Origin of the sequence: Vibrio sp. YYF0003, from assembly GCF_036350715.1 — a bacterium.
Lineage (GTDB): Bacteria > Pseudomonadota > Gammaproteobacteria > Enterobacterales > Vibrionaceae > Vibrio > Vibrio natriegens.
In genome coordinates this window covers 1376790-1403716 of the sequence record NZ_JAZDWA010000001.1, presented here as the reverse complement: position 1 = coordinate 1403716, position 26927 = coordinate 1376790, and the positions used below count along the sequence as shown (strand labels likewise).

The 26927-nt window shown below is 44.7% G+C and carries 17 protein-coding genes; 8 read left to right on the top strand and 9 right to left on the bottom strand.

Translation table 11 applies throughout. The features are described 5' to 3' along the window. Positions 1 to 494 precede the first annotated feature (494 nt). From V1U08_RS06040 to V1U08_RS06025, 4 genes are all read left to right on the top strand, one after another. Entirely contained in the window at positions 495 to 1712 is a 1218-nt protein-coding gene (locus V1U08_RS06040; protein WP_014235120.1) for an AAA family ATPase, read from the top strand. A gap of 7 nt (positions 1713 to 1719) precedes the next feature. Further along, on the top strand, positions 1720 to 2694 hold the full coding sequence (locus V1U08_RS06035) for a ParB/RepB/Spo0J family partition protein (RefSeq protein WP_330470173.1): 975 nt from the start codon (positions 1720 to 1722) through the stop codon (positions 2692 to 2694). A 120-nt stretch (positions 2695 to 2814) separates the two neighbouring features. Continuing rightward, on the top strand, positions 2815 to 4836 hold the full coding sequence (locus tag V1U08_RS06030) for a tRNA(Met) cytidine acetyltransferase TmcA (RefSeq protein WP_330470172.1): 2022 nt from the start codon (positions 2815 to 2817) through the stop codon (positions 4834 to 4836). A 256-nt stretch (positions 4837 to 5092) separates the two neighbouring features. Further along, complete coding sequence (locus V1U08_RS06025) at positions 5093 to 6769, top strand: DUF342 domain-containing protein (RefSeq protein WP_330470171.1); 1677 nt, start codon at positions 5093 to 5095, stop codon at positions 6767 to 6769. A gap of 243 nt (positions 6770 to 7012) precedes the next feature. Here V1U08_RS06025 and mpaA read toward each other — a convergent pair whose 3' ends face one another. Further along, on the bottom strand, positions 7013 to 7723 hold the full coding sequence (gene mpaA / locus V1U08_RS06020) for a murein tripeptide amidase MpaA (RefSeq protein ID WP_041170519.1): 711 nt from the start codon (positions 7721 to 7723) through the stop codon (positions 7013 to 7015). Between the two features lie 133 nt (positions 7724 to 7856). On the opposite strand from mpaA, the gene V1U08_RS06015 reads away from it, so the two are divergent. Further along, positions 7857 to 9482 (top strand): ABC transporter substrate-binding protein, encoded by a 1626-nt coding sequence (locus V1U08_RS06015; RefSeq protein ID WP_330470170.1) that lies wholly within the window; start codon positions 7857 to 7859, stop codon positions 9480 to 9482. 113 nt (positions 9483 to 9595) lie between these two features. Here V1U08_RS06015 and V1U08_RS06010 read toward each other — a convergent pair whose 3' ends face one another. From V1U08_RS06010 to V1U08_RS05980, 7 genes are all read right to left on the bottom strand, one after another. Further along, on the bottom strand, positions 9596 to 10186 hold the full coding sequence (locus V1U08_RS06010; RefSeq protein ID WP_014235114.1) for a mechanosensitive ion channel family protein: 591 nt from the start codon (positions 10184 to 10186) through the stop codon (positions 9596 to 9598). 448 nt (positions 10187 to 10634) lie between these two features. Next, on the bottom strand, positions 10635 to 12749 hold the full coding sequence (locus V1U08_RS06005) for a type I secretion system permease/ATPase (RefSeq protein WP_020335034.1): 2115 nt from the start codon (positions 12747 to 12749) through the stop codon (positions 10635 to 10637). A 14-nt stretch (positions 12750 to 12763) separates the two neighbouring features. Next, positions 12764 to 14677 carry a bifunctional diguanylate cyclase/phosphodiesterase gene (locus V1U08_RS06000; protein WP_014235111.1) on the bottom strand — a complete coding sequence of 638 codons (1914 nt, stop codon included), beginning with the start codon at positions 14675 to 14677 and terminating at the stop codon, positions 12764 to 12766. Between the two features lie 5 nt (positions 14678 to 14682). Next, on the bottom strand, positions 14683 to 15366 hold the full coding sequence (locus V1U08_RS05995; RefSeq protein ID WP_330470169.1) for a transglutaminase-like cysteine peptidase: 684 nt from the start codon (positions 15364 to 15366) through the stop codon (positions 14683 to 14685). Between the two features lie 125 nt (positions 15367 to 15491). Beyond that, positions 15492 to 16883: an HlyD family type I secretion periplasmic adaptor subunit gene (locus tag V1U08_RS05990; RefSeq protein ID WP_330470168.1), complete on the bottom strand. Its 1392-nt coding sequence runs from the start codon at positions 16881 to 16883 to the stop codon at positions 15492 to 15494. A gap of 166 nt (positions 16884 to 17049) precedes the next feature. Continuing rightward, positions 17050 to 18276 carry a sigma-54-dependent transcriptional regulator gene (locus V1U08_RS05985; protein WP_330470167.1) on the bottom strand — a complete coding sequence of 409 codons (1227 nt, stop codon included), beginning with the start codon at positions 18274 to 18276 and terminating at the stop codon, positions 17050 to 17052. Further along, on the bottom strand, positions 18269 to 20119 hold the full coding sequence (locus V1U08_RS05980) for a sensor histidine kinase (RefSeq protein ID WP_330470238.1): 1851 nt from the start codon (positions 20117 to 20119) through the stop codon (positions 18269 to 18271). The genes V1U08_RS05985 and V1U08_RS05980 overlap by 8 nt, the downstream gene beginning before the upstream one ends. Before the next feature lie 278 nt (positions 20120 to 20397). Between V1U08_RS05980 and pdxH the strand changes: the two genes are divergently transcribed. After that, entirely contained in the window at positions 20398 to 21033 is a 636-nt protein-coding gene (gene pdxH / locus V1U08_RS05975; protein WP_014235106.1) for a pyridoxamine 5'-phosphate oxidase, read from the top strand. Positions 21034 to 21100: 67 nt separating this feature from the next. On the opposite strand, the gene V1U08_RS05970 is transcribed toward pdxH, so the two are convergent. Next, a complete protein-coding gene (locus tag V1U08_RS05970) occupies positions 21101 to 21820 on the bottom strand; it encodes a helix-turn-helix transcriptional regulator (RefSeq protein ID WP_024372625.1) in 720 nt (239 codons plus the stop codon). A 761-nt stretch (positions 21821 to 22581) separates the two neighbouring features. On the opposite strand from V1U08_RS05970, the gene V1U08_RS05965 reads away from it, so the two are divergent. Both V1U08_RS05965 and putA read left to right on the top strand, forming a co-directional pair. Next, entirely contained in the window at positions 22582 to 23394 is an 813-nt protein-coding gene (locus V1U08_RS05965; protein WP_268668557.1) for an AraC family transcriptional regulator, read from the top strand. Between the two features lie 386 nt (positions 23395 to 23780). Continuing rightward, entirely contained in the window at positions 23781 to 26927 is a 3147-nt protein-coding gene (gene putA, locus V1U08_RS05960; RefSeq protein WP_020335027.1) for a bifunctional proline dehydrogenase/L-glutamate gamma-semialdehyde dehydrogenase PutA, read from the top strand.

The following is a 26927-nucleotide window of genomic DNA, read 5'->3' as shown; positions in this document are numbered from 1 at the left end:
ATCTACTCATGCACTCCCCTACTTTTGCCATGATCATGCTTTCGTAAGTTGGATATAACACGGAAAGATGATCAAGTAAGCCTCTTGATCATCTTTCCGGTCCATCTATTAAAAAACGGCCTCAAATGCTTTGGAAGCATGATCAAGAGGGTATCCGTGAATGAATCTTGCCCCCGTTTCTGCATTTTTTGTTGTAAACATGTTGATTTTACATAATCCGTAATTTAGCCGGTCAATATAATCGTTCCGTATAAATTTTAATTTACATTGTAAATGTGTGACGCTGTAACACTTTTAATTTATAGAGTTAGCAAAGCGGTTTGTGCGAACTTGTTTGATTATATTTTGATATATTTTTTACCATAATTCATAAAAGAGTCGATTTTATTGTTTTTATATGTGATTGTTATTCAAAATGTTTGTGCACCTTTTTGTTGTTTTTGGTGTTCACTGCTGTACAATTGCAATCAGATATCCTTTCAACGGAAATTGGCATGAAAAGAGAAAAAACGATTGAAAATCTTCATGAGTTAGCAGAACTCACACAACAAGTTCAAGCTGACCGTATTGAGATTGTTTTGGAAGAGCGAAGTGACAACTACTTCCCTCCAATGTCTAAGGCAATGATGGAAACCCGATCGGGTTTGACTCGTCGAAAACTCGATGACGCGATTGGTAAAATGGAAGCCGCTGGCCATCAATTTACAAAGAATAACGCCAATCATTATTCCATTACGTTAGAAGAAGCACATATGCTGATGGATGCGGCTGAGGTGCCTAAATTCCACGAGCGTAAAAAAAACAATGGTAATAAGCCGTGGATTATCAACGTACAAAACCAAAAGGGTGGTACGGGTAAATCGATGTCGGCGGTGCATTTAGCGGCTTGTTTAGCGCTTAACTTAGATAAACGCTACCGTATTTGTTTGATTGACTTAGATCCACAAGGCTCATTACGTCTATTCCTAAACCCACAAATCAGTGTCGCTGAACACGATAATATCTATTCTGCCGTTGATATTATGTTAGGTAACGTACCAGACGGTGTTGAGATTGATAGTGAGTTTTTGCATAAGAATGTATTGCTACCTACGCAATATCCAAACTTGAAGTCAATCTCTGCTTTCCCAGAAGACGCGATGTTTAATGCCGAAGCGTGGCAAACCTTATCTGAAGACCCATCTTTAGATATCGTGCGTTTGTTAAAAGAGCAGCTTATCGACATTATTGCAGATGATTTCGATATCATCATGATTGATACCGGCCCGCACGTGGACCCGCTAGTTTGGAATGCAATGTATGCTTCTAACGCCTTGCTGATTCCATGTGCAGCCAAACGTCTTGACTGGGCTTCAACGGTAAACTTTTTCCAACACTTACCGACAGTGTATGAAATGTTCCCAGAAGATTGGAATGGCCTTGAGTTTGTGCGCTTAATGCCAACCATGTTTGAAGACGACAATAAGAAGCAAGTTTCTGTTTTAACTGAAATGAACTATCTTCTAGGTGACCAAGTTATGATGGCTACCATTCCGCGTAGTCGAGCGTTTGAAACCTGTGCTGACACCTACAGTACGGTATTTGATCTCACTGTGAGTGATTTTGAAGGTGGTAAGAAAACGCTCGCAACCGCTCAAGACGCCGTTCATAAGAGCGCACTTGAACTAGAGCGTGTATTGCACTCTAATTGGCCGTCATTGAATCAGGGGTAATAAGTAAATGGCTTTGAAAACGTCTGAATTAAACGCAAAATTATTTGGCAAAACTAATAAACGCCGCGTAGCTACGCCTCAAGAAGCGCAAACTGCTGCAAAAGAAAAAACGCAAACCATTGAGTTAGCGGTCGCAGGTGAGAATACCGTTCAATTCGAGTTGGTTCGCATTCCTGCTGACAAGGTTGAGTCTGAAACGACAGTGTTTGTCGATAACGCACGCGAACAATCTTTCTTGAATGAGCATGCTTTATCCGATGTATTGGTTACGTTAAAAGAGCGTGGTCAACAGTATCCGGCCGTCGGCCGTCGCACTGAAGATGGCAAGATTGAGGTATTAGACGGTAGTCGTCGTCGTAAATCTTGTATTCTAGCTGAGCAAGATTTTCTGGTTTATGTTGGTGACAACATTAACTCTAATCATGCTAAGTTCCTGTCTGATGTGGCAAACGCTCACAAGCCTCTCTCTCTTTATGAAAAAGGCAAGGAGATGCAAGCCAAGTTAGACAGCGGTGAAGCAGAAGACCAGAAAGCGCTTGCGAAAATGTTCCAATGCAGTGAGGCATTGGTAAGTGGAGCGTTAAAAGCGGCTTCTTTACCACTAGAGTTGCTTCAAGCGTATCCAAATGTTGGCGACCTTGGTCGCCCAACCATTGTTAAATTGCACAAGCAGTTTACGAACCTAAGCCCTGAACATCAGCAAGGGTTGTTAGATAAATGTCGTACAACAGAAGGATACTTGTGGCAGCGTAGCACAGCGCAAGGTGTTGCTCGTCTAACAAAAGAAGTCACAGAAAGCCTAGAAAGTTGGATTACTGAATTATCACCAGCCAAACCATCACCAAAGGTAGACAAAGTCGATTTGATAAAAGGTCGCGCGAGTTACAGCCGCAAAGGCAGTAATCTGGCACTGAACCTTAAAAAAGTAGATGACAGTTTGATGGAAGAAATTCTTGCTTTTGTTCACAGCAAATTGCGATAACGTTAGTCAAAACTTCAACCGCCTTCGGGCGGTTTTTTTATGCCTGTTGTTTTTGCTTGCCGATCAGTTGCCTGTTTAAGTTGTGGTAATATGGCGTTGGTTAAACCTTGGGTATAGAGCATGCACACACAAACTGAGTTTCTCGCTTTACTTCAACAAAAGGCATTTCAGTCTTTCCAACGCGTAGGCGTCGCGATCCAGGGTGATGGCGACTGGCAAAACGAACTTATCGCTTCGTTCTATAAAGCTCATCAAGAATTACGTTGGTTTTGTGTCGGTGAATGGTCGTTAGGCGACGCCTTTTCAGTATCTAGCAAACAAGGGCATATGTTGCTAGGAAGAGAATGTGATGTGCTCGTTTATGATGCGCGTAAAAACTTTGATGCGAACAGTTTCTCTGCAGCATTGGGCTCACTAGTTGGTGGTGGAATTCTGATTGTGGCTACCGATAATGTTGAGCCATCAAACTGCGCTCAACAGTGGATGGCGTCTCAGTGGCAGAAGTTATTTGTCTTAGAGCAACATCAACCTGTGCCTGAGTTACCAAGTTTTGAACCCTCCAGTAAAGCCCAAAGATATACGCAACAAGAGCAGGCAGTTGCTGCTATTGAAAAAGTGGTAACAGGCCATCGAAAACGCCCTTTAGTGTTAACCGCAGACCGTGGCCGTGGGAAAAGCAGTGCCCTTGGGATCGCGTGTGCGAACTTATTACAAACTAAGCCGTTGCGAGTGTTAGTGACAGCACCATCTATTAAAGCGGTAGAACCGGTTTTCTTACACGCAGAACGAATATTGCCAAGCGGCCAGCGTATCAGAAAAGACAGATTTGAAGCCGAGCAGGGGAGCATACAATTTATCGCGCCGGACGAGTTACTCGCGTCGCTACCCGAATGTGACTTACTACTTGTCGACGAAGCCGCTGCAATTCCAGTTCCTATGTTGCAGCAGATGACGGCTCATTTCCATCGCCTTGTATTTTCTAGCACCATTCACGGTTACGAGGGTTGTGGACGCGGGTTTACGCTTAAGTTTGTTGACTGGCTGAGAAAGCAAAGAGCCGGAATGAAAACCTGTCATCTTAAACAACCAATCCGCTGGAGCGAAGGCGATATTCTCGAGTCCTGGCTATATCAAGCATTTGTATTGGATGCTGAATTGACGGCCCCTCCATCCGAGGTTGCGCAAGAATTCCAACTTGAAAAAATTGCAAAGCTTGAGTTGGTTTCTAATCCTAGTTTACTACGTGACTGTTTTGCTCTTTTGGTGAATGCGCACTATCAAACTTCTCCGAATGATTTGCTGCATTTACTTCAAGATGAATGTAGTTCTATTTATGTAGCAACGAGTGAAAAGAAAATAGTCGGCGTTGTCATGACGGTTGAAGAGGGCAGTTTAGATGATTCGATTATTTCTGATATTCAACTCGGTAGACGTCGTCCACCTGGTCATCTAGCCCCTGTTACTATTATCAATCAACTCGGCATGCCTGGTGTGGGTCGGCTTTCAACGCTCCGTATTATGCGTATCGCGGTGCATCCGGAGTTACAAAACAGAGGGCTCGGGAAGCGGATGCTTCCTCAACTTGAGCAGTCTCTACCTTCTCATGTCAATTATCTTTCCACCAGCTTTGGTTTGACAGATGAACTGTTGCGCTTTTGGAATAGTGTCGGTTATCAACCGATTCGACTTGGAACAATGCGTGATGCCGCAAGTGGTTGTTACTCTCTATTGATGGTCAGACAGTTGGTCAATAAACCGCAGAAATGGATTGATGAAGCTGAGCTACTTTTATGTGAGTTTATGTCGATGAGCGCCAATCTGGTTTACTCGAAGTTAGAGCCTAGTTTATATCGAAGTTTACTCAGTGCGCCAAGAATGGAGATCGTACTCCATCCTTGCCAACTTACGCTTATTCGCAATTACGCTCTGGGTGGTGGTAGTTACGAATCTGTGTTTTTGTGGTTAAAACAGTGGCTATTGAAAAATGGCTTAGTATCAGTTTCCGATTTAATGATCTGCAAGTTGTTCGTTAACCATGATTGGGAGAGCTGTGCGAAACAGTTCAATCTAACTGGACGTAAGCAAGTTGAACAAGAAATTCGGCGTGAAGTGCAGTTGCTTCTGAAACAATTTACACTGTAAAGCAGACCTTAATTAGATTTACACTGTAAATTAAAATAACGAAGAAGAGGGGGTTTACACTGTAAATCGCCTCTTTTTTTATTTGTCCTATTTGAGCTGGTTTAGATTATAATCACGATACTATTCACTGACTTGGCGGAATTGACATTTATCTCACTATTAGTGATATAAGCTTGATTATTAAGACTGCACAGTTTGTCGAGAAAATATTTTTAGTTAGACTGATGGTGTTGATGTTCAGCAAAGTGGTATCGCTATGTGGAAGCTGTGTCTTGAGTGGTCTGAGGACAAAACAAGGATAATCGCTCGTCTGTCACCAGATGTGGATTTGGAAAGTGAGTTCGATAGAAAAGAGTTACTTGCGCAACTTACGTTAATGAACGCCGATTCGTTATTTGTTGAGGATGACGCGGTCAGCCGATTTATTGAATGCGTGAGAGTTCGAGACGCGCTAGCTTATAAAGGCGTCGTGGTCGCTCAGAAGAAAGACGCACAGATTACTGTGGAGTTGTCCAATAACGATATGCTTGCAAGCATCGCCGTAACCGGCGCTTATGGCGGACGAGGATTACGTGGAGAAGAAATTGTTAGGGCACTTGCACAAGCAAAGGTTACCAAGGGAATCAACAAACTCGCCTTAAAGAAAGTAATGCTGGTCAGTAGTCAACTTAAGCCTGGAGAAACGTTCACACAACCTGTTGCTGTTGGTAAACCGCCAATCAAAGGTAAAGACTCTAAATTTACGCCTCTGGTAAAAGACATCACCAAACGTATACTCAAGCCAAAACAGGGGCAATCGAGTAGCGACAAAATAGACTTGAGAAATCTTGGCGAAACAATCTCTGTCAATGTTGGTGATGAAGTCATGCGCCGCACTCCTGCTACTAAGGGAATCTCCGGCTTCACTGTCCAAGGCCGACTTATACCTGCGCATGCGGGCAAAGATACCGCTCTCAAACCGGGCAAAGGTAGTGAAGTTTGTCCAAGTGATCCAAATCTTCTCATTGCTTCAATTTCAGGTACGCCACTAATAAAGAACAATACGATTGAAGTCGACAACGCACTGTGCCTTAACAATGTTGGCGTTAATACTGGCCACGTTAAATTTAAAGGAAACGTGATTATTGGCGGCAACATTGAATCTGGCATGATTGTTCAGGCGACAGGCTCGATTACGGTAGGTGGATTTATTGAGTCCGCTGATGTTCAAGCGCGTGATGACATTCTGGTCGGTAAAGGAATTATTGGTCATACCGTTAGTGATGGCCAACCTAGAAGTTGTCGTGTGAAAACCAAAGGTTCGATTCGGGCTAGTTACGCGCAGTATAGCGAACTATCTGCAGGTAAAGACATTGAGCTCGCAGTCCATAGCATGAATAACGAAATCACTTGCGGTAAGACCCTGACAGTTCTGGATGCGAGTGGAAAAAATGGCACATTGAGTGGTGGCCACGCTAAAGTCGCCAAAAATGTGTTGTGTTTGCAACTGGGCGTTGAAGGAGATACAGCAACCAGGGTCGAAGCGTTCTCAGGCTATTCTTTGTATAAGGAGCATATTGGCAACTTAAAGGAACAGTATAAAAACGCACAAGCTGGAACAATGGATATCATCCGCAAAGAGTTAGAATTCAAAAAGCGTCCCAAAGCAGAACGTAATCAAGCAGAAGGTGTGGAAATAGAAACGTTAAAATCCCAAAATAACCGCCTAGTGGAAGAGTTAAAGCTGAAACTTGATCAGACCGAGATAGCCTTTGAACTTGCGCTAAAAGAAAATACGGTGGTAGCGAAAGAACACGTTTTTTCTCGGGTAACCGTTCTGTTTGGTAACGAGCAAGTGACAACCAAACGCACCCACGGCGGTTGCACATTTCGATTTAATCAATACGAAATCAATGTGTCGGCAAATCTCGAGCAAGAATCCATCATCGCGTAGACGGCCAATTTTTGTTTCTAAATCCTTTAGCGTATAGGAATCACAATCAGGCTTTATCGACGCTTGTACTAAACTGAGTCTTCAATCGTTGGGTAGGGTGATTCTCTATCTACAAAAATAGGCCTCTTCAAATACGATACTTGTTTGACTCGACTTACATAACGGCGTTTTACACTGTAAATCGCATACCTATGTCTTTCTTTTTCAAAGCATATATGAAATGCTTTTTTCTATCGTAAAACCTTAATTAACAGGCTCATACTGAAGCAGTGCAATAATCGCGGGTAGGTACTGCTCTATCGTTAAATCAGAGGACACGGCTGGTAATTCCAGAGTGACACACGGCAGTTCTCGTTCACTACACCAAGTGCCAAATGACCCGGGAGTTTCGTAATCCACGTCTTCGACCAATGGTAGATCGAATTGGCTACCGAGCCATTTTGCTAAGGGAGAAAATTTTGGGTCATCCACAAAGGCCAGCGGTTCATGGAATGAGACCACAAACGTTGGTCGTCTTTCTTCGATAAGATTGATCAGCGCGGCCACCTCAGGCTCAAGTTGATTTGCATTACCCGTTTTTACTTTTACATCGCGTACCGGAGTATGAGAACTCCAACGATACACAGTGCCATGCTCAGTCCAGTTTTGAGTTGGAAAGGCACGATTAAGATCAACTTGATTGGCGTTTGCTCTGGTACCGAGTTGGTTACCATCCGGGTTCATCGATAACACCACATCATGATGTAAGCCGTTTACTGGCAAACTTCTTAGCGCGCATGATAAACCTGTTATAGAAGCTGTCTCATCTCCGTGTGTTCCCGCTAATATCAAACCACGTGATGTGCTTTCCACCTGAGCAGGGAAGTAAAGTAAAGGCGCACCTAAAACGGACTTTCCGTAGGTTTTGGGCTTAATTAAAAATGCAGCTCTTTCCGTTCTTGGAATTAGATTCACCATAATCTCCAACCAGATGAAGTAATATTAATTTTAATTACTTAGATAAACCGAACTGTTAAATTTCGTCAATGGTTGTATTGTTAATTGTGGTGTTGGCTTCAAAAGACGAGTTAGGAGAACTAAAAACGATATGGATATTAAAAAATTCTCAAAGACATTGCTTATTTCCTCTCTTTTTACCCCTGTCGTAACGATTTCTGCGTTTGCGGATGTCATACCTGAAGATGTTCAACTTGCCGCTGAGCAAGTTTTAGTGCGAGCGAATGATGCTGAAGCGGCCACTCTCGATCCGGCAAAAGCCGAAGGGATGCCAGAAATGCATATATTGCGAGACTTATTTGAAGGGTTGGTGATTCAAGATCGTGATGGCAATATTGTTCCTGGTGTCGCCCAGTCGTGGGAAACGAAAGACAACCAAACGTTTGTCTTCCATTTACGCAAAGACGCAAAATGGTCCAACGGTGATCCAGTAACGGCAGACGATTTTGTGTATGCGTTAAGAAGGGCGGTTGATCCTCAATTGGCGTCACCAAATGTTTGGTATCTTGAAATGACAAGCATCAAGAACATTGTGGATGTCGCTGAAGGTAAACTGCCCGTTGAAGAGTTAGGTGTTAAGGCTCTAGATAAATACACACTTCGCTTCGAGCTAGAAAGTAAAGTCCCGTACTTTGTGGCAATGACAGGCCACACATCAATGATGCCTGTTCATAAATCGACAGTGGAGCAGGGTGGGAAACCATGGAGCGATCCGAAACAGTTTGTCGGTAATGGCGCATTTGTCCTTGATAAATGGGTAGTCAATGAACGCATTGAACTGAAGAAAAATCCTAATTATTGGGATGCAGACAATACGCATCTCACCAACGTAACTTACATCCCGTTTGAGAATCAAAATGCCTCGATTAATCGCTATGTGGTTGGCGAAGTAGACATCACTTCTGATGTACCAACACATATGGCACAGAAGCTAGAACAAGAATATCAGGATGCGTATACAGTAGTGCCATTATTGTGTACGTATTATTACGCGTTCAATACAACCCGTCCGCCTTTTGATGATGTGAGAGTCCGTCAGGCTGTGTCTTATTCAATCATGCGGGACGTCATTACCAATGGCGTTACCCAGGTTGGTAACTTACCCGCATACACGTTTGCTCACCAATATACGGCTGGTTTTGATGCGACTCAACCGGACTACAGCAACTGGACACAGCTACAACGTGACGAAAAGGCTCGTCAGTTATTAGAAGAAGCGGGTTATGGAAAAGATAAGCCGCTCGATTTTAAACTTCTTTACAATACCAGTGAGTCGAATAAAGCCATTGCTGTGGCTATTGCTTCTATGCTCAGTGATAACTTAGACGCGAAGGTAGAGTTGGAAAACCAAGAGTGGAAATCTTATTTAGTGGCGCGTAAGCAAGGTAATTTTGATGTAATGCGTGCCTCTTGGTGTGGTGATTACAATGAAGCATCGACATTCCTGAGTTTGTTAAGATCGGATTCCTCAGGTAACTTTGCGCGTTACCAAAGCAACGAATACGACCAGGCGATGGACAACGCACTCGCGACCACAGACGATAAAAAACGTCAGGAGTACTACGACGAAGCCGAAAAACTGATTGCGGCAGATGTTCCTATCGCCCCAATTTACTATTACATGCAGGCGAGATTAGTGCGTCCCAACGTTGGTGGCTTTGCTAAAAACAACGTAGAAGGTCGAATTTACTCTAAAGACCTGTACATTAAGAAGTAAAAATAAAGCCCCGTAGAGCGAACTCTCGGGGCTTTAATTTTTATCACACTATTTTTTGTCGCAGACTGACTATCTGCTTCCCACGTCTAAAACCAACTTACTCGAGCACCGGGTTACTTTCTTCGGGTGTAAATTCGGGACTTGGCTTTAGTTGCGACAGGCTTGTTTTTGGCCAGTTTTAACACCGCTTTCTGTAATATTTGGTTGTTTGGATAAGTGATAAGGTTGCCGTTTTCGTGCTTGATCAACACATGAAACATGCTGATCTCTTGAATCTCACCGCTGATATCTTCATCTTTATCGACGACTTTGATCCGATCTCCGACGCGATATGGAAATACGAAGAAGATCAAAAAGCTTGCGGTGATATTACTCAGTATCGACCATTGGGCAATAAAGGCGACCCCCAGGACTGCAAATATGGAGGATAAGAACAGCGATACATCGCCGTATCCGATGCCAGTGACAATCGCGAAAGTGGATGCGGTCAGAAACAGCAGTGCCACGTTAAAGCAACGCTGAATAAAGCTTAAGCGTGCCTTCTTTACCCCTTTCGATGAGGCTAGGTTTATGATGGCTCGGTTGGCAACTCTTTTCAGGATCCGATAAGTGATCAAGACAATGATGCCCATTAACACTTTATATCCAAGAGAGCCTTCGTTGAAATACTGGTTCACTTGATCTAATTGGATCCAATCATTCATTTCTTCAACTCGCCTTTCTTCAACTCGATGGTACTAACAAACGGCTGTTATAGCTGATTTTTTACTTTAAGTAATCACAATTTTTTATCTTAGCTGGTCAACTTTGTCTCGTACTTGAATATGACTTGATTTATCTCGCATATCTCAAATTGATGTGCCTATTGAGCACACTGAGAACCGGAATTCGCGCTTTTCTACTGCTAATCTAATAAGGTCAACAGACCCTAGTTATGACAGCAAGTTATCTCACTTGATTAACGAAGCGAGGGAGCTTAGATCTGCGAGGTGGAATAATGAGGCATATGGAAGAAGATGAAAAAGCGATTATGATGTTGGCTGTTATTGTTGGCTTCGTGCTTATCTGGGTATTCTTGGAAGAAGTGAACTATTTCGGGTTCAGATAGAGAGAGCCCCGTAATCAGTCGATTTAAGGGGCGATATTGGAACGTTAACTTACTGCACGCACTTTACCTTGTTTCAAATCGCTCAGTACCTGAGCTTTTGGACCATCCGCAATAATGCTGCCTTTTTCTAAAACGATAACCCTATCAACGATATCAAGCATTGCGGTCTTGTGAGTGATAAAAATCAACGTCTCATTCTCTTTCAACTGGGCTAACTGATGCTTTATGTGCATTTCAGAGCGGTTATCCATGGCGCTGGTCGGTTCATCCATCAGTAAGACCGGAGGATGCCCTAACAGAGCCCTGGCGATGGTAACGGCCTGACGCTGCCCACCTGATAGCATTGCACCACCTTCACCTACCTGACGCTCCAGACCGGCAGGATCCGACTGAGTAAATGCGGTCACTCCCGCACGATTAGCGGCATCCATAACATCACGGTCATCGGTGAGAGGGCGTCCGAGCGTAATGTTATCGCGTATCGAACCAAAGAATAGAGTTGGATCTTGTGGTACGCAGCCGATATTGCGCCTTATATCGACGTGATGAAGCTGAGCAATATCGGTGTCATCAATGCGCACATGCCCCTCTGTAGGCTGATATAACCCCATGATAAGACGTTCTAATGTTGTTTTACCTGAGCCTATACGCCCGATAATCGCGACTTTCTCACCAGGGTTGATGGTCAGGCTCAAATCACGAATCGATGCGACAGGCGAGTTAGGGTAGTAGAAGGTGACACGTTCAAGTTCAATTTTACCCTGAACAATAGGGCGGTGGATGTAACGCTTTCCTTCTTCTTGCTCATCCGGCATCTCCATGACCTGATTAATGATGGTCATTGAAGACTTCGCTTGATTGTAGCGTGTCGATAGCAAAGAAAGCTGAATCATCGGGCTGATGGCGCGTCCACTCAGCATCGTCGCAGCGATTAAGCCCCCCATGGTTAGCTCTCCTTCTGCAATCAGGTAAACGCCGAGAATGACCATACCGACATTACTACTTTGCTGCACAAAGCTTGCTGAGTTTTGAATACTGTCCGTGATACGGCGGCTTTTAATATTCCAGTTTGCCATGTGTGCTACGGCTTCTTCCCAACGATATTGGAATTGGCTTTGCGCACTGAGCATTTTGACGGTTTCGATACCAGAGAGGCTTTCAATTAAGTTGGCGTATTTTTGCGAAGCGAGTCGCGACCCTTCTTCTATCGAGCGTCTCAACGGCTTTTGAATTATCAGCGAGTGAATAACCAAAATAATGACACCGACCAAAGGGACGAATACGAGGTTACCTGTCATTAACCAAATGATGACTAAGAACAGAATTGCGAAGGGTAAGTCGATTAGGGCGCTAACGGTTGCTGATGTGAAGAATTCACGAATAGATTCAAATTCCTGTAGATGGCGAGCAAAAGCGCCAACCGAAGGAGGTTTGGATTCCATTCGAATCCCCATCACTTTGCTAAACAGTTTCGAGGAAATCAGAATGTCAGATTTTTTACCCGCGACATCGATGAAGTAGTTACGTAATGTCTTGAGAATAAAATCAAATAAGAAGACAACAAATACACCACTTGCCAGTACCCATAGGGTTTCAAAGGCAAGGTTAGGGATCACTTTGTCATACACCAAGCGCGTAAACATTGGTGCAGCGATGGCAAAAATATTGATCAGTAGCGAGGCAATAAATACATCACGGTAAATGCGTTTTGATTGCCATAAAGTCGACCAAAACCAGTGTCCTTGATTGGTTTTGAGTACCTCTGGCGAGCGTTCATCAAAACGGAACTGTTTTTTGACCAGGAAGTAGCGCCCGGCGTATTGTTGAAGTAAGTCTGGTAATGAAATGGAGATAGGCACCATTCCACTTTCTAAGGTGGTGATTTCCGCTTCTTGTGTCTCTGGGTTCAGACTGTTTAAAACACAAGAATCACCACCTTTCAGAACTAATATTGCTGGCAGTATCAAGCTGGAGATATTCTCCAGCTCTCCACGGTTTTCTTTGGCGACCAACCCGGCTCTCTCTGCTGCTCTGGGAAGCAGAAACGGAGTCAGCCTGCCTTCTGAGAGCGGCAATCCGTTAACAAGTGCTTCCGGCGAGTTAGCTAATCCATAGTAACGGCTAACGTAGATCAGCGAATTCAGCAAAGGGTCTTTCATCGTGGTTGAACCTTCTATTCTTTGTCGACAATAAATCCTTGGAATACTTCAACAAAATGTTCAGCAAGGAAATCCAACTGGATTTGAGTCTCGATACGCGACGCAATGGTCGTGATGCCTAAGTTGTGCGCGGTACGAGAGATCGAAGTCAGCGTAAATTTCTGTTTTTCATCGTGCAGATTATGCGTAAACAAGTAATCGAGTTTCACGTAATTTGGACGGAACTCCTGAATGTACTCCAGCGACTGGAAATTTCGACCGTAATTATCCACACCGAATATTGCCCCCGCCTGGCGAATAGCATTACACAACAGGGCGGTATGGTGAGGATTCTCAATAAAGCACTCTTCTGGAATCTCAAAGTGTAGCTTAGGCGCGACTTCAGGGTGTTTTTCCAGCATGCTCGTTGTCCAGCGAATAAACGAAGGCTGAGATAAACTACTTTGCGCAATGTTGATCGCGACAGGATCGGTGATGTCTCCACGCTCTAGCATGTTGATCATTGACTCGATCACGTACTGGTCGAAAATGTTGGTTGCTTCTAGCTGCTCAAGCGCGAATAAGTATTGGTTCGCACGGAACGTTTCGCCATCTTTTTCAATACTTGAAAAGACTTCACTGTGGAATACTTTACCCCAGGTATTTTTAGCAGCCTGAAAACGGAATTGGATCCAGTCACTGTGAATCGCTTCTTCAACCAAAGCTTTCCACTGCTGTTTACCCATCAGGTTAGATGGGGAATCGCTGCCGATAAATCCGTAAGGCTTATCTGGCTGAGCTTTTGCCTTGGACAGGGCATTATCGACCATTGATAGAATTTCAGAGTGGGTTTTATGCTCTTTACTATGGGCAACACCTAGTGCTGCTTTCGGTTTAGCAAGACCCGTTGGGTCGGTGTTTAACCCATTCACACAGTTAACGATGCTGTCGGCCATAAGACGAAGTTCACTTTCATCCATATGAGGGAAGAGAAGACCGAATTCGTCACTCGATAGGCGAGCAATCGTCGCTCCCGAAACATCGATGGTATTTTTCAGGCGTTGAGAAAGCTCTTTTACGTGCGCATCAGCGCGTTGGTAATCTTTCGTCTCGTAAATATCGCCAATATATTCGGCATGGAGTAGCGCTATACCACCTTGTGTTTCTTCTGCTAGCCATTGGTCGACCTGATTCATATAAAACGAGCGGTTACCCAACTTGGATATTGGATCGAGGTAAGCCTGAGCTCGCAAACGCTGTGCTTCTTTCGCCTGTTCTTTAAAAGACAGCTCAATTTGAGCCGACATGGTGTTGATACCATCAACGACAGCAATCAGGTCTTTGGTTTTAGGGCGGGTAAGTGGTTCTCCAAACTGATTATTCGCAATGTCATGCATTTTCTGTACGATTGCCGCCAACGGTCTGAGTGAACGTCGTAAAATGTAGGAGATAGCAATCAAGCCTGCCAGAAAGAGAAGGCTGAACGCAGATAACAGACCAATGAATCCTTTCCATAGCTGTTCATAGGCAGCGCCGGGGTGGCTGATAATCTCAACTTCGGCAAGCTGCATCCAACCGCTGGTCACCACACGTTTATCATGAATCGCTTTAAAGAGATTTAAGTTGATAAACCATTGTGGCACTGAGCTTGGTTTGATTGGGTAAGAACGTACGATCTGGTAATCTGAGTCAAGCGATGTCAGACGAACAACGGAATAGGTGCTGCCATCAAACAGCGCATTAATGACCGACTCAACGGCAACCTTATCTTTGTCTTTTAGGTAAGGAGCTAATGCCAAACCGACAGTATTGATGGTGTTGTTGACCTCTGAACGCTGCTGTTGCTCCAGACTGGTTCGAGTAGTATTGAATTCGATTACGAGTACTGATGCCATCAAGAGCACAAAGACCGTAACCATTCCCACTACTAGCTTCTTATATAGGGTCATGTTTTTCACTCGTCATATTTAATTTTAGGTTTTTTTAACTGCAACTTACGTTCGCGCGAGCGTAAGTCATTCCAAAGGCTCAAACGTGAGGCTTTCCCTGCCAGTTCTCCGTTTCCAGCAGAAGATTTTATTAACCACAGGTTTGTACCATTAAAGCTGTAAATCGGTAGCAAGTCGCGGCGCTTAGAGGCTCTGACAATTTCTGCATTTAGGTTGTCGAGAATAAGCGGCTCTGCACTGGCCGTCGGGTAATAGGCCAACACCATATGAAACTGATTTAGTTCTATGGCTTTAACGTACACCAAACGCATCTTAGAGTCAGGCACACCCAGTTCAAGTAATGAGAAATACTTCGCAATGGTAAAATCTTCACAGTCTCCAGCATTACTTCCTAAGAATTCGAGGGGCGTTGCCCAGTAATCCGACGTGCCCCAAAGCTTTTTGTCATCAACGAAATACAATTGATTAAAAAAGCGGTTAACACCTGCGAGCTTCTCTCGGGTATCCACATTGCTTAGTTCGGTCAGTGTGTTTCTCCACGTACTGACACGCACTCCGGCTCGTTGGCCGTACACTGCCGTGACTCTATCGACCCATTGTTGCTCTTCTTTGTTTAACGCACCTGTTTGGAGCGAAAGACAACTTAAGCTAAATAGTAATGTGACTTTACGTGTAAAAATGGGTTGCATATTAGATTTACGTCACAAGTGTACTCTTATAATGAGTTCGTCTGTGAGAAATAATTACTTTTTATTTAACAACTTACAAACTCATCGTTGCAAATTCAGTATGAAGTCAGAGTGCCACGTGTCGTCTACTCCTTTAACGCATTGGTTTTGGCTTTCAAAATAGGCTCAAGCAAATATTCCAAAACGGTTCTCTTGCCGGTAATGATATCGACGGATGCGGTCATGCCGGGAATAATCGGTAAATCGGCATCCTGACCAAAGTTAGTTTTGTCTGTGCGTACCCGGACAATATAAAAGCTGTTGCCTTCGTCATCCTGGGTAGTATCCGCGCTGATATGCTCGAGCTCGCCTTCCAAACCACCGTACTTGGTAAAGTCATAAGCGGTAAATTTTACAATGGCATGCAGGTCTGGGCGCAGAAATGCGATGTCTTTCGGGGCGATTTTGGCTTCAACCAAAAGGGTATCTTCAGTTGGAACAATCTCGACGATATCCATTCCTGGCTGAATAACACCGCCAACGGTATTAACGTAAAGGGTTTTTATTTTGCCAGTCACTGGCGAGTTGACGACGGTGCGATTGACTCGGTCTTCCAAGCCAACGGCTGATTCAACTAACTCTGAAAGTTGGTCTTGCGCATTATTGAGTTTTTCTTGTTGCTCTGAGCGGAACTGTAATGCGACATCAATACGCTTGAGCATGGCTTCTCTCAACGCGGACTTGAGCACCGGAATTTTCAGTTCGCTAGACGTCATTTCACGGCGAGTATCATTAACCTGACGCTGTAGTTTAAGTAGTTCAATACGCGGTACCACGCCTTCGTCTGCTAAAGGTTTGGTGATATCCAGTTCTTTACGAACATATTGATAGCTTTGACGTAAGTTTCTCACGCGGGCTTCTATCTCGACGAGATCTTGCTGCTTTTGCTGGACTTGTTGATCGATAACGGACAGTTGGTTGCGCAGGTTATCTAAGTTTTCACGGTATTCCGCTTTTTGACGCTGCGCCAATTGTGGTTGTTTTTCTTCTAATAGGGGTGGAAAGGTGAGTTTGCCATAATCCAGCACGACACTCTGTTTCCAGTTGTCTGTATCGAAATCTCGATTGACTTCCACACTGCTGATCGAGGCTGAAAGCTGAAGAACGGAAGCCGTTAAGTTCGCGACTTGCTGTTCTCGTTCACGAAAGTCAGAGCGAAATCGGGTGTCGTCAATTAATAGGAGTTGTTGACCTTTTTCGACCAGCTGACCTTCTTTCACCAAAATTTCTTTGACCAAGCCGCCCTCTAGGTTTTGGACGACCTGAATTTGAGAAGAAGGGATGACCTTGCCCTGGCCAACGGTCACTTTATCTATTTTTGCCCAAGAGGCCCATCCAATAGCGGCAATGAAAAAAAACATCATCACCCAAAGCATCAAGCGTGCGCTACTGGGGGTATTAAGAAGCAAAGCTGCGGTTTTATCGTCGACAAAATCCAGTTCATCAGTGCTGAGTTTGCTGTAGTTGTTTTGGCCCATCACATTCCCTGATCACAATGGCTCATTATATTTTTGATCTAATTACTGTTCAGTCTTATGCGTTTGTTCTCTTGCTTCGACTGAATCAATGTGTAGGGATTGCCTCCCCCTGTTAATCACCCAACGTTATACCGTTCTCCGTGTGGCACGGGCGCTGCTTCCGCCTTTACAGTGCCTTGAACTTCGTTTTGTCCAACTGATGTTTTTTTAGTTTGTCGTACAAGGTCTTGCGTGATACCTGTAATTCTAGTTGAACCTCTTTAAGTCTGCCTCTGTGCCGCTGTAAAGCATCAATTAATAGACAATATTCAAAGTGTTCTGTGCGTTGGGTCATACTCTGAATTTCGATGCTTTTGTCGCTATTCCAATCTTCGATACGAAAGGTATCAGGCTTGAGTGCACGCAATTCTGCAAATCGACGCAATTGTTTGATGTTTTCAGGCCATGACAATTCCGTAATGTATTTGACTTCATCAAGGCTGATGTGTGGTGGTTGCAGTTGATAACGGCTGGCAGCATGGCGTACGAAGTGTTTGTACAGCGGGCCGATATCTTCTTTTCGCTCATCCAAGGTGGGTAAGTGAATCAGTGTTGCTATGTTTTTGATGTCTTTTTCTACGTGTGTCGCAGCACCAAAGACACGTTCGAGTTTCGGATGGTTAAATAGGCTCTGCCACTGCTCCAAAGAAAGGTTTTCTGCATTGTATAGATATAAGCTGCAATGGCTTTTCCCTTCGGTTAAATGTTGAATGGTTTTATCTAACGAATCGACAGAAAGCTCTGGTAAGTCTTCTCCGGAGACCGCGATTAATTCGCTGTCGGCGGTAGCGTGTATATCATGAGCAAACTGTGTGGCAAGCCTGCGTCCTGTGCCATCTTCACCAATGAATATCAATGGTTGGTTCGTCGGTACGCTAATCAGTAACCGGCGAATATTAACCATGGCTTTACTGTGTCCGATCATTTTAGGACCGACATGCGTTTGCATGTCGAGTTCTTTTTTCAGCCAGATGTTTTCTTGCAGTAGATTGAGTTTATCGTCGGCATTATTGAGCGATTTCATTAACTGATCAGTTGAAAAAGGTTTTTCCAGAAAGTCGTACGCGCCACTTTTCATGGCTTCAACTGCAGTTTTGACATCTCCGTGACCGGTTAACACGATAAACTGAAAGTGTTTGTTTTTGCTCAGCAAGGTTCGCATGAACTCCAGACCATCCATCACTGGCATGTGAATGTCGGTAATGATGACTGCAGGGGAGTTTGGATCGATCACGCGTAACGCTTCGACGGCATTTGGCAGACAAGTGACGTCTATACCTTCGATAAGTAGGGCCTGAGAAACCGCATCTCGAATATGAGGTTCATCGTCTACGAAGAAAACAGGGTTATGCATGATCGTTTTCCATTAATTGAGTGGTTGTGTATGGCTTGGTCATCGGAATGTTGACCACAAAGGTCATGCCGCCGCGCTGCTCTGTTGTAGCGCTGTTATGATTAAAGGCGCTGAGCGAACCCTGATAGCTTTCTAAAATACGTTTAGAAATGGTCAAACCGAGTCCTAACCCCTCAGGTTTGGTGGTAAAAAATGGGTCGAAGACTTTCGCTAATGCCTCGTCGGACATACCAGGACCATTATCAGAAATCAGAATGTCACAGCTCGAGTCATCGCATTGAACGGCAATCGAAATTTGCGGATCGATACAATAGCCATCCATTGCCTGCGCTGCGTTGTGAAAGATATTGATCAAGACTTGCTCCAATTCAACACTGTGAATGGCTAAACGCAAACTGCTATCGATCTCGGGTACTTTCAGCGTGACGCCCTGTTTAATCAGTTTGTTACTTAAGATGCTGGTGGCGTTGTGTACAGCATCATGCAGTATCGATACTTCACTGAAAGAGTTTTGATCGGTTTTACGGGTAAAGACTTTGAGGCGAGCAATGACTTCGGAAATGGTGTCATTCAAAGTCAGCATCTTCTCCAAGTTGTCTGCGACCATCGGATAGCGTTCCATTGCCAGCAGACGTTGCGAGTTCTCAGTGTAAGTTCTCAATGCGGCTAAAGGCTGGTTTATTTCATGATTAATGCTGGCAGAAAGCTCTCCCAATAACGCCAGTTTCGCCGCTTGGGTCAACTCCTGCTGTGTTTGTTTAAGCTCTTGCTGGCTCTGTTCATATTGGCGGATAGTTTGTTGCAGTTTTTGATTCGCTTCGCTTAACACAACCGTTCGTTGAACGACTTTTTCTTCCAAACTGACATTGAGATTGGCCAGATGGGCTTTGTTGACCAGCATTTGAAACCAGGCAAGTGCAATCAAAGCGATGAGAGCGTAAAGGATCAGATAAACGGCATCCGCCTGTAGAACAGCAGCAAGAACGGTATCTTGATTTATCAGTGCGATAACTCGAAAACCTTTGTCTAACAGCTCGGTCGCATAAGCGAGATAATTTGGCGACAACAAAAGCTGGTTGCCTGAGAAGTTGTCGGCATTGCTTTGCGCAGTAAGTGAACCGTTGTATTCCGGCAAGGTATCACCATACTGTCGGGTTTGAGTCAGCGCATCAATCGCTTCTGGGGTCAAAGGGTACAGTGCTTTGTAGCGCCACTCGGGCAAGTTACTCATGAAGACAACATTATGTTTATCTGCAATCAAAACATCGGTGCCGTTTTGAGCGAGTCGCTTTTCCAACTGTTCCAGATTCACTTTAACGGTAATTACGCCAGCGACGTGGTCATCGACCCAAAGTGGTGACGAGAAAAAGTAACCGCGTTTATTCGAGCGAACGCCCAAACCGACATATTGAGCCGTTTGTCCGCGTCGCGCATTTTGAAAATAGGGGCGATAACTGAAACTGGAACCGACAAACGAATCCGATTGCTGATAGTTGCTTGATGCAATGACCAACCCCGTGCTGTCGTGCACATAAATCGTGTCCGCTAAGCTTTGTTTTAACCAGTTTTCCAGCAAGACATTGAGCTCATCAGACGCAGTGCCTTGCTGTACCGCTTTGAGCAATCTTGGGTCGTGGCTTAACAGATTAGGAATTTGCTCAAATTTAGCCAGCTCGTAGTCGACTTCTTGCGATACCAGTGAGGCTTGGTTTTCAAGTTTATGCTGCCATTGATCATGTTGATACTGAGTTGCGTAATGATGAGTAAGAGCAAGCCCTGTGAGACCAACAGCAAACAGGAGTAATAAAAAGTGGCGAAGTGCTTTGGGATTGAGTAAGTTCACGTTTGGCTCACCAGTTATAACGCTATCCCTAATTGGGGCGGCGAGAGTTTTTGGGTTCAGACGCGGGATTAATGAATCAATCATAATTGATTCTGATAGTCTCGATATATTCCCTGCATCTTAAAGTTATTAAGGTAAATAAGTCACTTGAGGCCTAGTTTATCAGAAGGTATCTGATGATGCTGTGAGGCGCAGCGATTACGAGACATAACCATTGATGTCCTTGTATTTCCTTATTATCGAGAGCACAATCGACAAAAAATAGTGAAGGAGTAAAGATGGAACTTGCTGATATTCGTCGTGAATACACGAAAGGTGGTCTGCGTCGTAAAGATTTGGCGGCGGATCCTATTGATCAATTCAACCTGTGGCTGCAGCAAGCGGTTGAAGCGGGGTTAACTGATCCTACCGCAATGACGGTGGCAACGGTTGATGAGAATGGCATGCCGTTTCAGCGTATTGTGCTGCTGAAAAATGTCGATCAAAATGGCTTTGTGTTTTACACCAACCTGGGTAGCCGTAAGGCTCAACAACTTGAGCATAACAGCAACATCAGTCTGCACTTTCCTTGGCACCCTCTTGAACGACAAGTTCACATCACAGGTGTTGCCGAAAAGCTCACCGCGATGGAAAACATGAAATACTTCACGTCTCGCCCTAAAGAAAGTCAACTTGCTGCCATTGCCAGTAAGCAGAGCAGTCGTATTTCGGCTCGTGGCGTACTAGAAGGTAAGTTCCTTGAGCTAAAACAAAAGTTTGCCAAAGGCGAAATTCCAGTGCCGTCATTTTGGGGTGGCTTCCGAGTGAAACCGCAAAGCATTGAGTTTTGGCAAGGTGGGGAGCATCGACTGCATGACCGTTTCTTGTTTTCGCAGCATGACGGTAAATGGGACATCGATCGCTTAGCGCCATAGTCCACGACATCAGGCTATTTGACTGAAAGACACCGCCACCTCGGCGGTGTTTTGCTATCTGCTACTTTTATCTGTCACCATTGAGAACAACAGAAAGCTGATGCTTCAGTAAGGTCTTCGGTACCACAGAGCCGTATCCAGCTTCCATCGCTTTATCAATCAACTCATTTTTGCTGTTCGCATCAAATTTGTTGCGCAGGCGAGCGACGTGACCTTCAACCGTTTTGGTCGAAATCCCCATTACTTGGGAAATGAACTGCGGCTTCTTGCCGTAAAGTAACAAGAAAAGCGTTTCTTGCTCACGCTTGGTGAGTGTCACGGCCTTGGAGTCTAGATTCGAGAAACGGAATATGGATTGCTGATTCGGATCGGTTTCGACCGCTCGGCAAACCCAATAGCCCACTTCGATAACTGCCGTGTCGGTCAATTCTCTTCCATAAAAGATGGTACCCAAGGTATTTCCCTGTTCATCTCGCCAAGGCGTTTTAGTAAAAATGTGGGCGCGCCAGTGTCCGTCTGGGTAGGGATGAATATCAAGAATTTTCAGCGACTCACCAGTCTCCATAACGTATTTATCCTGACGTTGAAACTCTTCTGCACACTCAGTGGTTGGGCTTAGCATGTCGAAGTCAGTCTTACCAATACAATGTTCGGGGCTGGTATGGCCTATTAGCTCGGCATACTCCTGATTAACGTAACGGAACACGGAATCTTTATCTTTGCACCCCCAACAACCGGGAAGTTGTCGAAGGAGTGACTGTTCTATGCTATTGACTGGGATATTCACAACAGGACTCACTACTCTCTGACTGAGTAATTTCAGGTTAATAAGCTCGCGTCTCGGTTTTTACCGATTTACATAAAGAGTGCCCTTGATCATGCTTTCGTCGTGTCGCTAAAACGGGTTGGCGCTGGGACGGGCGTGATTAAGATTTCTCAAAATGATAGTTAACGCGAGGATACAGTTAGGTGGTCAATATGATATCAGCTTATGCTATTGTTTTCATTCATATAAAAAAAGCCAGCCTGAAGACGGGCTGGCAACACAAGATATTAATCTTATTGACTTGTAGAAGAGGTTCTAATTTACGTAGCGAGGGCCTGCTAGGTAAATTAGAGGTATCAACGAGATACCTAGATCTTAAGGGGGATGTTCCCTAAAGTTCTCGGTCTAATGTATTGAATCGGTAGAATATAAGTAAGGGGGGAATTCCCTCTATGAGCAATGATTTAATAGAATCTTCATCATCGATTATTCGCTCAGTAGATTGAGTCTACATAAGCGTCCGATCGCAAGTGAGGATCTTTACTAATAATGGTGGTTACATTCAACAGTGCTCGCTATCTATCCGTTTTTACTATCAAAATTGGTTTGTCGTTAACCGTAGTTTGAACCAACATGATCATCGTTCCGGAACGATGATCATGTAATTCATGTTGATCATCGCGTTTTGATCTTGTCCGATAAATGTGTGGAAGATTTGCAAGCTTCCCTAGAAGGTATATCATGCGTGATTGTAAGCCTCACGCTTAAGATGACTGTGTGAAATGACTGATTCAGATAACCCGAAAGCCCCGCTATATAAAGATATTATGCTGCCTCGCCCTGCAGAACTGATCACGCTTCCATCTTATATGGAATGCCATGATCATTCTTATACTCAGATTGTCATTGGGTTGAAAGGACAAGCTGAGTTTGAAGTGCGCGGGCAGGGAAATCTCGTCGGGCCGGGTCAGGGATGCGTGGTAACCGCCTGCTCTGATCATGCTTTCGGAGGGGTGATAAATCAGTCAGATATTTTGGTACTCAATATGCCAAAACCGACCAATGACGATCCGGAAATGTTGGATAAACTCAACAATTTGGAGCGTTCGCACCTGTACTTCAAGCTAGATAGTCAAATTCAGAAGCTGATACAGATGCTGGTTCAGGAGATGCGCAGTCACCCAGAAGATCTGTTATTGAGCCGTGCTTGTAACGATACGGTCATCGCACTGATGCAGCGCCATATCTCCGCTTTTGAAACCAGCCGCAAAGAGTCCCGTTTTGATCTGGAAGCGATCGACCGCTACATCGAGCAGCATTTAAGCCATAAGATCAGTGTTGCTCAACTCGCTGGCCGAGTGTTTTTAGGTGAAAGTCAGTTCCACTGCTTATTCAAAGAGCAAATGGGAATTACTCCGCATCAGTATGTTTTGGGTAAACGCATTGATATGGCACGAGAGTTAATCAATCAAGGACAGCTATCGCTGGGGCAAATTGCAGAGTTCACAGGCTTCTCTAACCAAAGTACGTTCACCCATACTTTCACTCGTCTTCAGGGATTATCGCCTTCACAATATAAGAAACAGATTGGATAAATTCCAAAGATTTTTACTCAAGACCATGCTTTTAGCATGGTTTTTTGTTTTTTATTAGTGTGATTTAGATCTCTTTTCTCTTCATTTTTCATCAAGTTGTACGTTAAAGCAGCATTCTGTCCTGAGTTATTCCGTTAGGACCGCGGGCTTACGAACAATATTATTGATATCGTTGGTTTTTTGTTGTTAATAAGCCAGAAAAATTAAAATTTCCGATACAAAATATTACCTATTTGAGCGTGATTGTGTGGATGTTTTGTTATAAAAGCGAGTTTTTAGCAAAAATACCGTAGTTTTTGACAAGTATTCTTGTCGGCCTCAAAATACACTGCCAGCCATTGATGATCCTCGAAGCGGTTTTCGAGGAGTGAGATTGAGGAACACACATGTTTACAGCTACAAACGTGTTGACACCGGAGTTTATCGAGCAGCCGCTTGATAAGTTGTGGTCACTGATCTCGCCATTGTATATGGTGGACGAGTCTCAATGGCTAGAGCAATTGTTGCCGCTAGCGACGCCGACAGAGGAAGAAAAATCGGCGATCACGATCCAAACGACCCAACTTATCGAAGCCATTCGTGCCGATAAGAAGTCAATCCAGATGATTGATGCCCTGCTGCTGGAATACAGCTTAGATACACAAGAAGGTATCTTGTTGATGTGTCTTGCAGAAGCATTAATGCGTATCCCTGATTCTGCGACTGCTGATGCGTTGATCAAAGACAAGCTAAGTGTTGCGGACTGGAAATCTCACCTGAAAAATTCAGACTCTGTTTTCGTTAACGCGTCAACATGGGGTCTTATGCTGACGGGTAAAGTGGTTGGTCTTGGTGAAAAAGGCAGCCAGAGCCCAAGTCAGGCTGTAAACCGTCTGGTGAATAAATTCTCTGAACCTGTGATTCGTAAAGCCATGTATCAGGCGATGAAGATCATGGGTCATCAGTTTGTTCGTGGCCGCACAATCGAAGAAGCGCAAAAAAATGGTCGCCCGATGCGCGACAAAGGTTTCACTTACTCATTTGATATGTTGGGTGAAGCGGCGCTGACCACAGCTGACGCGAATAAATACTTCAAAGATTACCTAATGGCTATCGAAGCGGTTGGTCGAGAGACTTACGGCAGCGATACCAGCCCAGCACCTTCTATTTCTATTAAGCTTTCTGCATTGCACCCACGCTATGAAGTTGCAAATGAAGAGCGTGTCATGACCGAGTTGTACGACTCGTTAATGCAGTTGCTAAAACGTGCGATTGAAGTGGATGTAGCGATTACGATTGATGCAGAAGAAGCCGATCGTCTTGAGCTTTCTTTAAAACTATTTGAGAAAGTCTACCGCAGCGACCTAGTGAAAGGCTGGGGCAAGTTTGGCCTGGTAATTCAAGCGTACTCGAAGCGTGCTCTTCCTGTATTGGTATGGATAAATGCGCTAGCGAAAGAGCAGGGCGATCTTATCCCACTGCGTTTGGTTAAAGGCGCTTACTGGGACAGCGAAATTAAATGGTCTCAGCAAGCTGGCTACGACAACTACCCAGTATATACCCGTAAAGAAGCGACAGACGTTGCCTACCTAGCTTGTGCTCGATTCCTATTGAGTGACGGTGTTCGTGGCAATATCTTCCCGCAGTTTGCGAGTCACAACGCGCACACTGTGACGGCAATTGCAGTCATGGCGCAGCACAAAGATTATGAGTTCCAGCGCCTGCACGGCATGGGTGACTCACTTTACAACCATGTGATGGCTAAATACGGCCAGCCAGTGCGTATCTACGCGCCAGTTGGTAGCCATGCTGACCTGCTTCCTTATCTGGTTCGCCGTCTGTTAGAAAACGGTGCAAACAGCTCGTTTGTACACCGTTTGGTGGACGCTCGTTGCCCTATCTACGAGTTAACGCATCACCCTGTGGATGTGCTGACTGGTTTTGATACGTTGAACAACGACAAGATTCCATTGCCATCGGGTATTTTCCCAGAGCGCAAGAATTCTTATGGCGTAAACGTGGATATCGAAAGTGAAGCTAAACCATTTGAGACCCAAGTTGAAAGCTTCCTGAACAACACATGGACAGCTGGTCCTGTGATCAATGGTGAGTCTTTCGCTGAAAGCATGATCAAGGATAACGCTGCAGAGATCGTTACTGCGCCATACGATCGTCGTATCGAAGCAGGTAAAGTCGCTTTTGCTACGCTTGATCATGTGTCCTCTGCAATTCAAGCGGCTCAAAGTGCTTTCCCTGCGTGGAAAGATACGGCGATTGAGCAGAAAGCACAGTGCTTAGACTCACTTGCTGATTTGATGGAAGAGAATCTTGCTGAGTTGGTGGCGATTTGTCACAAGGAAGCAGGTAAGACGATTCACGATAGTATCGATGAAGTTCGTGAAGCGGTGGATTTCTGTCGTTACTACGCGAAGCAAGCACAAAATCTAAAACCATTCGAGCTAGAAGGCTTTGACGGCGTTAAACGTATTTCGAGCCGTGAAGGTTTGGGGGTGTTTGTTTGTATCAGCCCATGGAACTTCCCTCTGGCGATTTTCCTTGGTCAGGTCACAGCAGCACTTGTTGCTGGTAACACAGTGGTAGCGAAACCGGCTGAACAAACCAGCTTGATTGCAGCGCGTGCAATTGAACTGATGCTGGAAGCAGGCTTCCCAGCAGGTGTTATTCAGTTGCTTCCTGGTCGCGGTGGTGAAATCGGTCATGCACTGACTTCTCACGATGCGATTGCTGGTGTGGCATTTACCGGTTCGACAGCAACTGCACAGCGTATCAACGTGACATTGGCAGAGCGCACAGCGAAACCTGTTCCGTTTATCGCAGAAACAGGCGGTCAGAACGCGATGATTGTCGACAGTACGGCGCTGCCAGAACAGGTTGTACGTGATGTTATTCGTTCTGCGTTTGCATCAGCTGGTCAACGTTGTTCTGCACTACGTGTACTGTTTGTGCAGGAAGACGTTGCGGATCGAATCATCACGCTTATCCAAGGTGCGATGAATGAGCTAAAAGTTGGCTTGCCGTATCTGCATGAAACCGATGTTGGTCCGGTTATCGACCAAAATGCGAAGCAGAAACTTCAGGCTCACATTGAGCAAATGAGCAAAACTCAGAAGAAAGTGGCTGAGTTGAACCTTAACGAAGCGTGCCAGTACGGTGATTTTGTGTCACCAAGTGCGTTTGAAATCTCAGGCATTGATGTGCTGAAAGAAGAGCAATTTGGCCCAATTCTACACATTGTTCGCTTTAAAGCGTCTGAATTACCAAACGTTGTTGAGCAAATCAACCAAACGGGTTTTGGTCTGACCATGGGTATCCATAGTCGTAACGAAACCACTTACCGTTGGATTGAAAAACACGCTCGTGTTGGTAACTGCTACATCAACCGAGATCAAGTTGGTGCCGTAGTAGGTGTTCAACCTTTTGGTGGTCAAGGCTTGTCTGGTACTGGCCCTAAAGCTGGTGGTCCTCACTACTTGTACCGCTTTACTCAACCTGTTCTTGCTCAACAAATAGTTGCTCAAGCAGAGAACGCATAA

Excerpts from the sequence above, each read along its gene's own strand:
- pdxH (WP_014235106.1), top strand. The coding sequence starts at position 20,398 with ATGGAACTTGCTGATATTCGTCGTGAATACACGAAAGGTGGTCTGCGT.
- V1U08_RS06015 (WP_330470170.1), top strand. The coding sequence starts at position 7,857 with ATGGATATTAAAAAATTCTCAAAGACATTGCTTATTTCCTCTCTTTTT.
- V1U08_RS05965 (WP_268668557.1), top strand. The coding sequence starts at position 22,582 with ATGACTGATTCAGATAACCCGAAAGCCCCGCTATATAAAGATATTATG.
- V1U08_RS06000 (WP_014235111.1), bottom strand. The coding sequence starts at position 14,677 with ATGACCCTATATAAGAAGCTAGTAGTGGGAATGGTTACGGTCTTTGTG.
- V1U08_RS06025 (WP_330470171.1), top strand. The coding sequence starts at position 5,093 with ATGTGGAAGCTGTGTCTTGAGTGGTCTGAGGACAAAACAAGGATAATC.
- V1U08_RS05990 (WP_330470168.1), bottom strand. The coding sequence starts at position 16,883 with ATGGGCCAAAACAACTACAGCAAACTCAGCACTGATGAACTGGATTTT.
- V1U08_RS06005 (WP_020335034.1), bottom strand. The coding sequence starts at position 12,749 with ATGAAAGACCCTTTGCTGAATTCGCTGATCTACGTTAGCCGTTACTAT.
- V1U08_RS06030 (WP_330470172.1), top strand. The coding sequence starts at position 2,815 with ATGCACACACAAACTGAGTTTCTCGCTTTACTTCAACAAAAGGCATTT.
- V1U08_RS06035 (WP_330470173.1), top strand. The coding sequence starts at position 1,720 with ATGGCTTTGAAAACGTCTGAATTAAACGCAAAATTATTTGGCAAAACT.
- putA (WP_020335027.1), top strand. The coding sequence starts at position 23,781 with ATGTTTACAGCTACAAACGTGTTGACACCGGAGTTTATCGAGCAGCCG.
- V1U08_RS05995 (WP_330470169.1), bottom strand. The coding sequence starts at position 15,366 with ATGCAACCCATTTTTACACGTAAAGTCACATTACTATTTAGCTTAAGT.
- V1U08_RS05985 (WP_330470167.1), bottom strand. The coding sequence starts at position 18,276 with ATGCATAACCCTGTTTTCTTCGTAGACGATGAACCTCATATTCGAGAT.
- V1U08_RS06010 (WP_014235114.1), bottom strand. The coding sequence starts at position 10,186 with ATGAATGATTGGATCCAATTAGATCAAGTGAACCAGTATTTCAACGAA.
- V1U08_RS06040 (WP_014235120.1), top strand. The coding sequence starts at position 495 with ATGAAAAGAGAAAAAACGATTGAAAATCTTCATGAGTTAGCAGAACTC.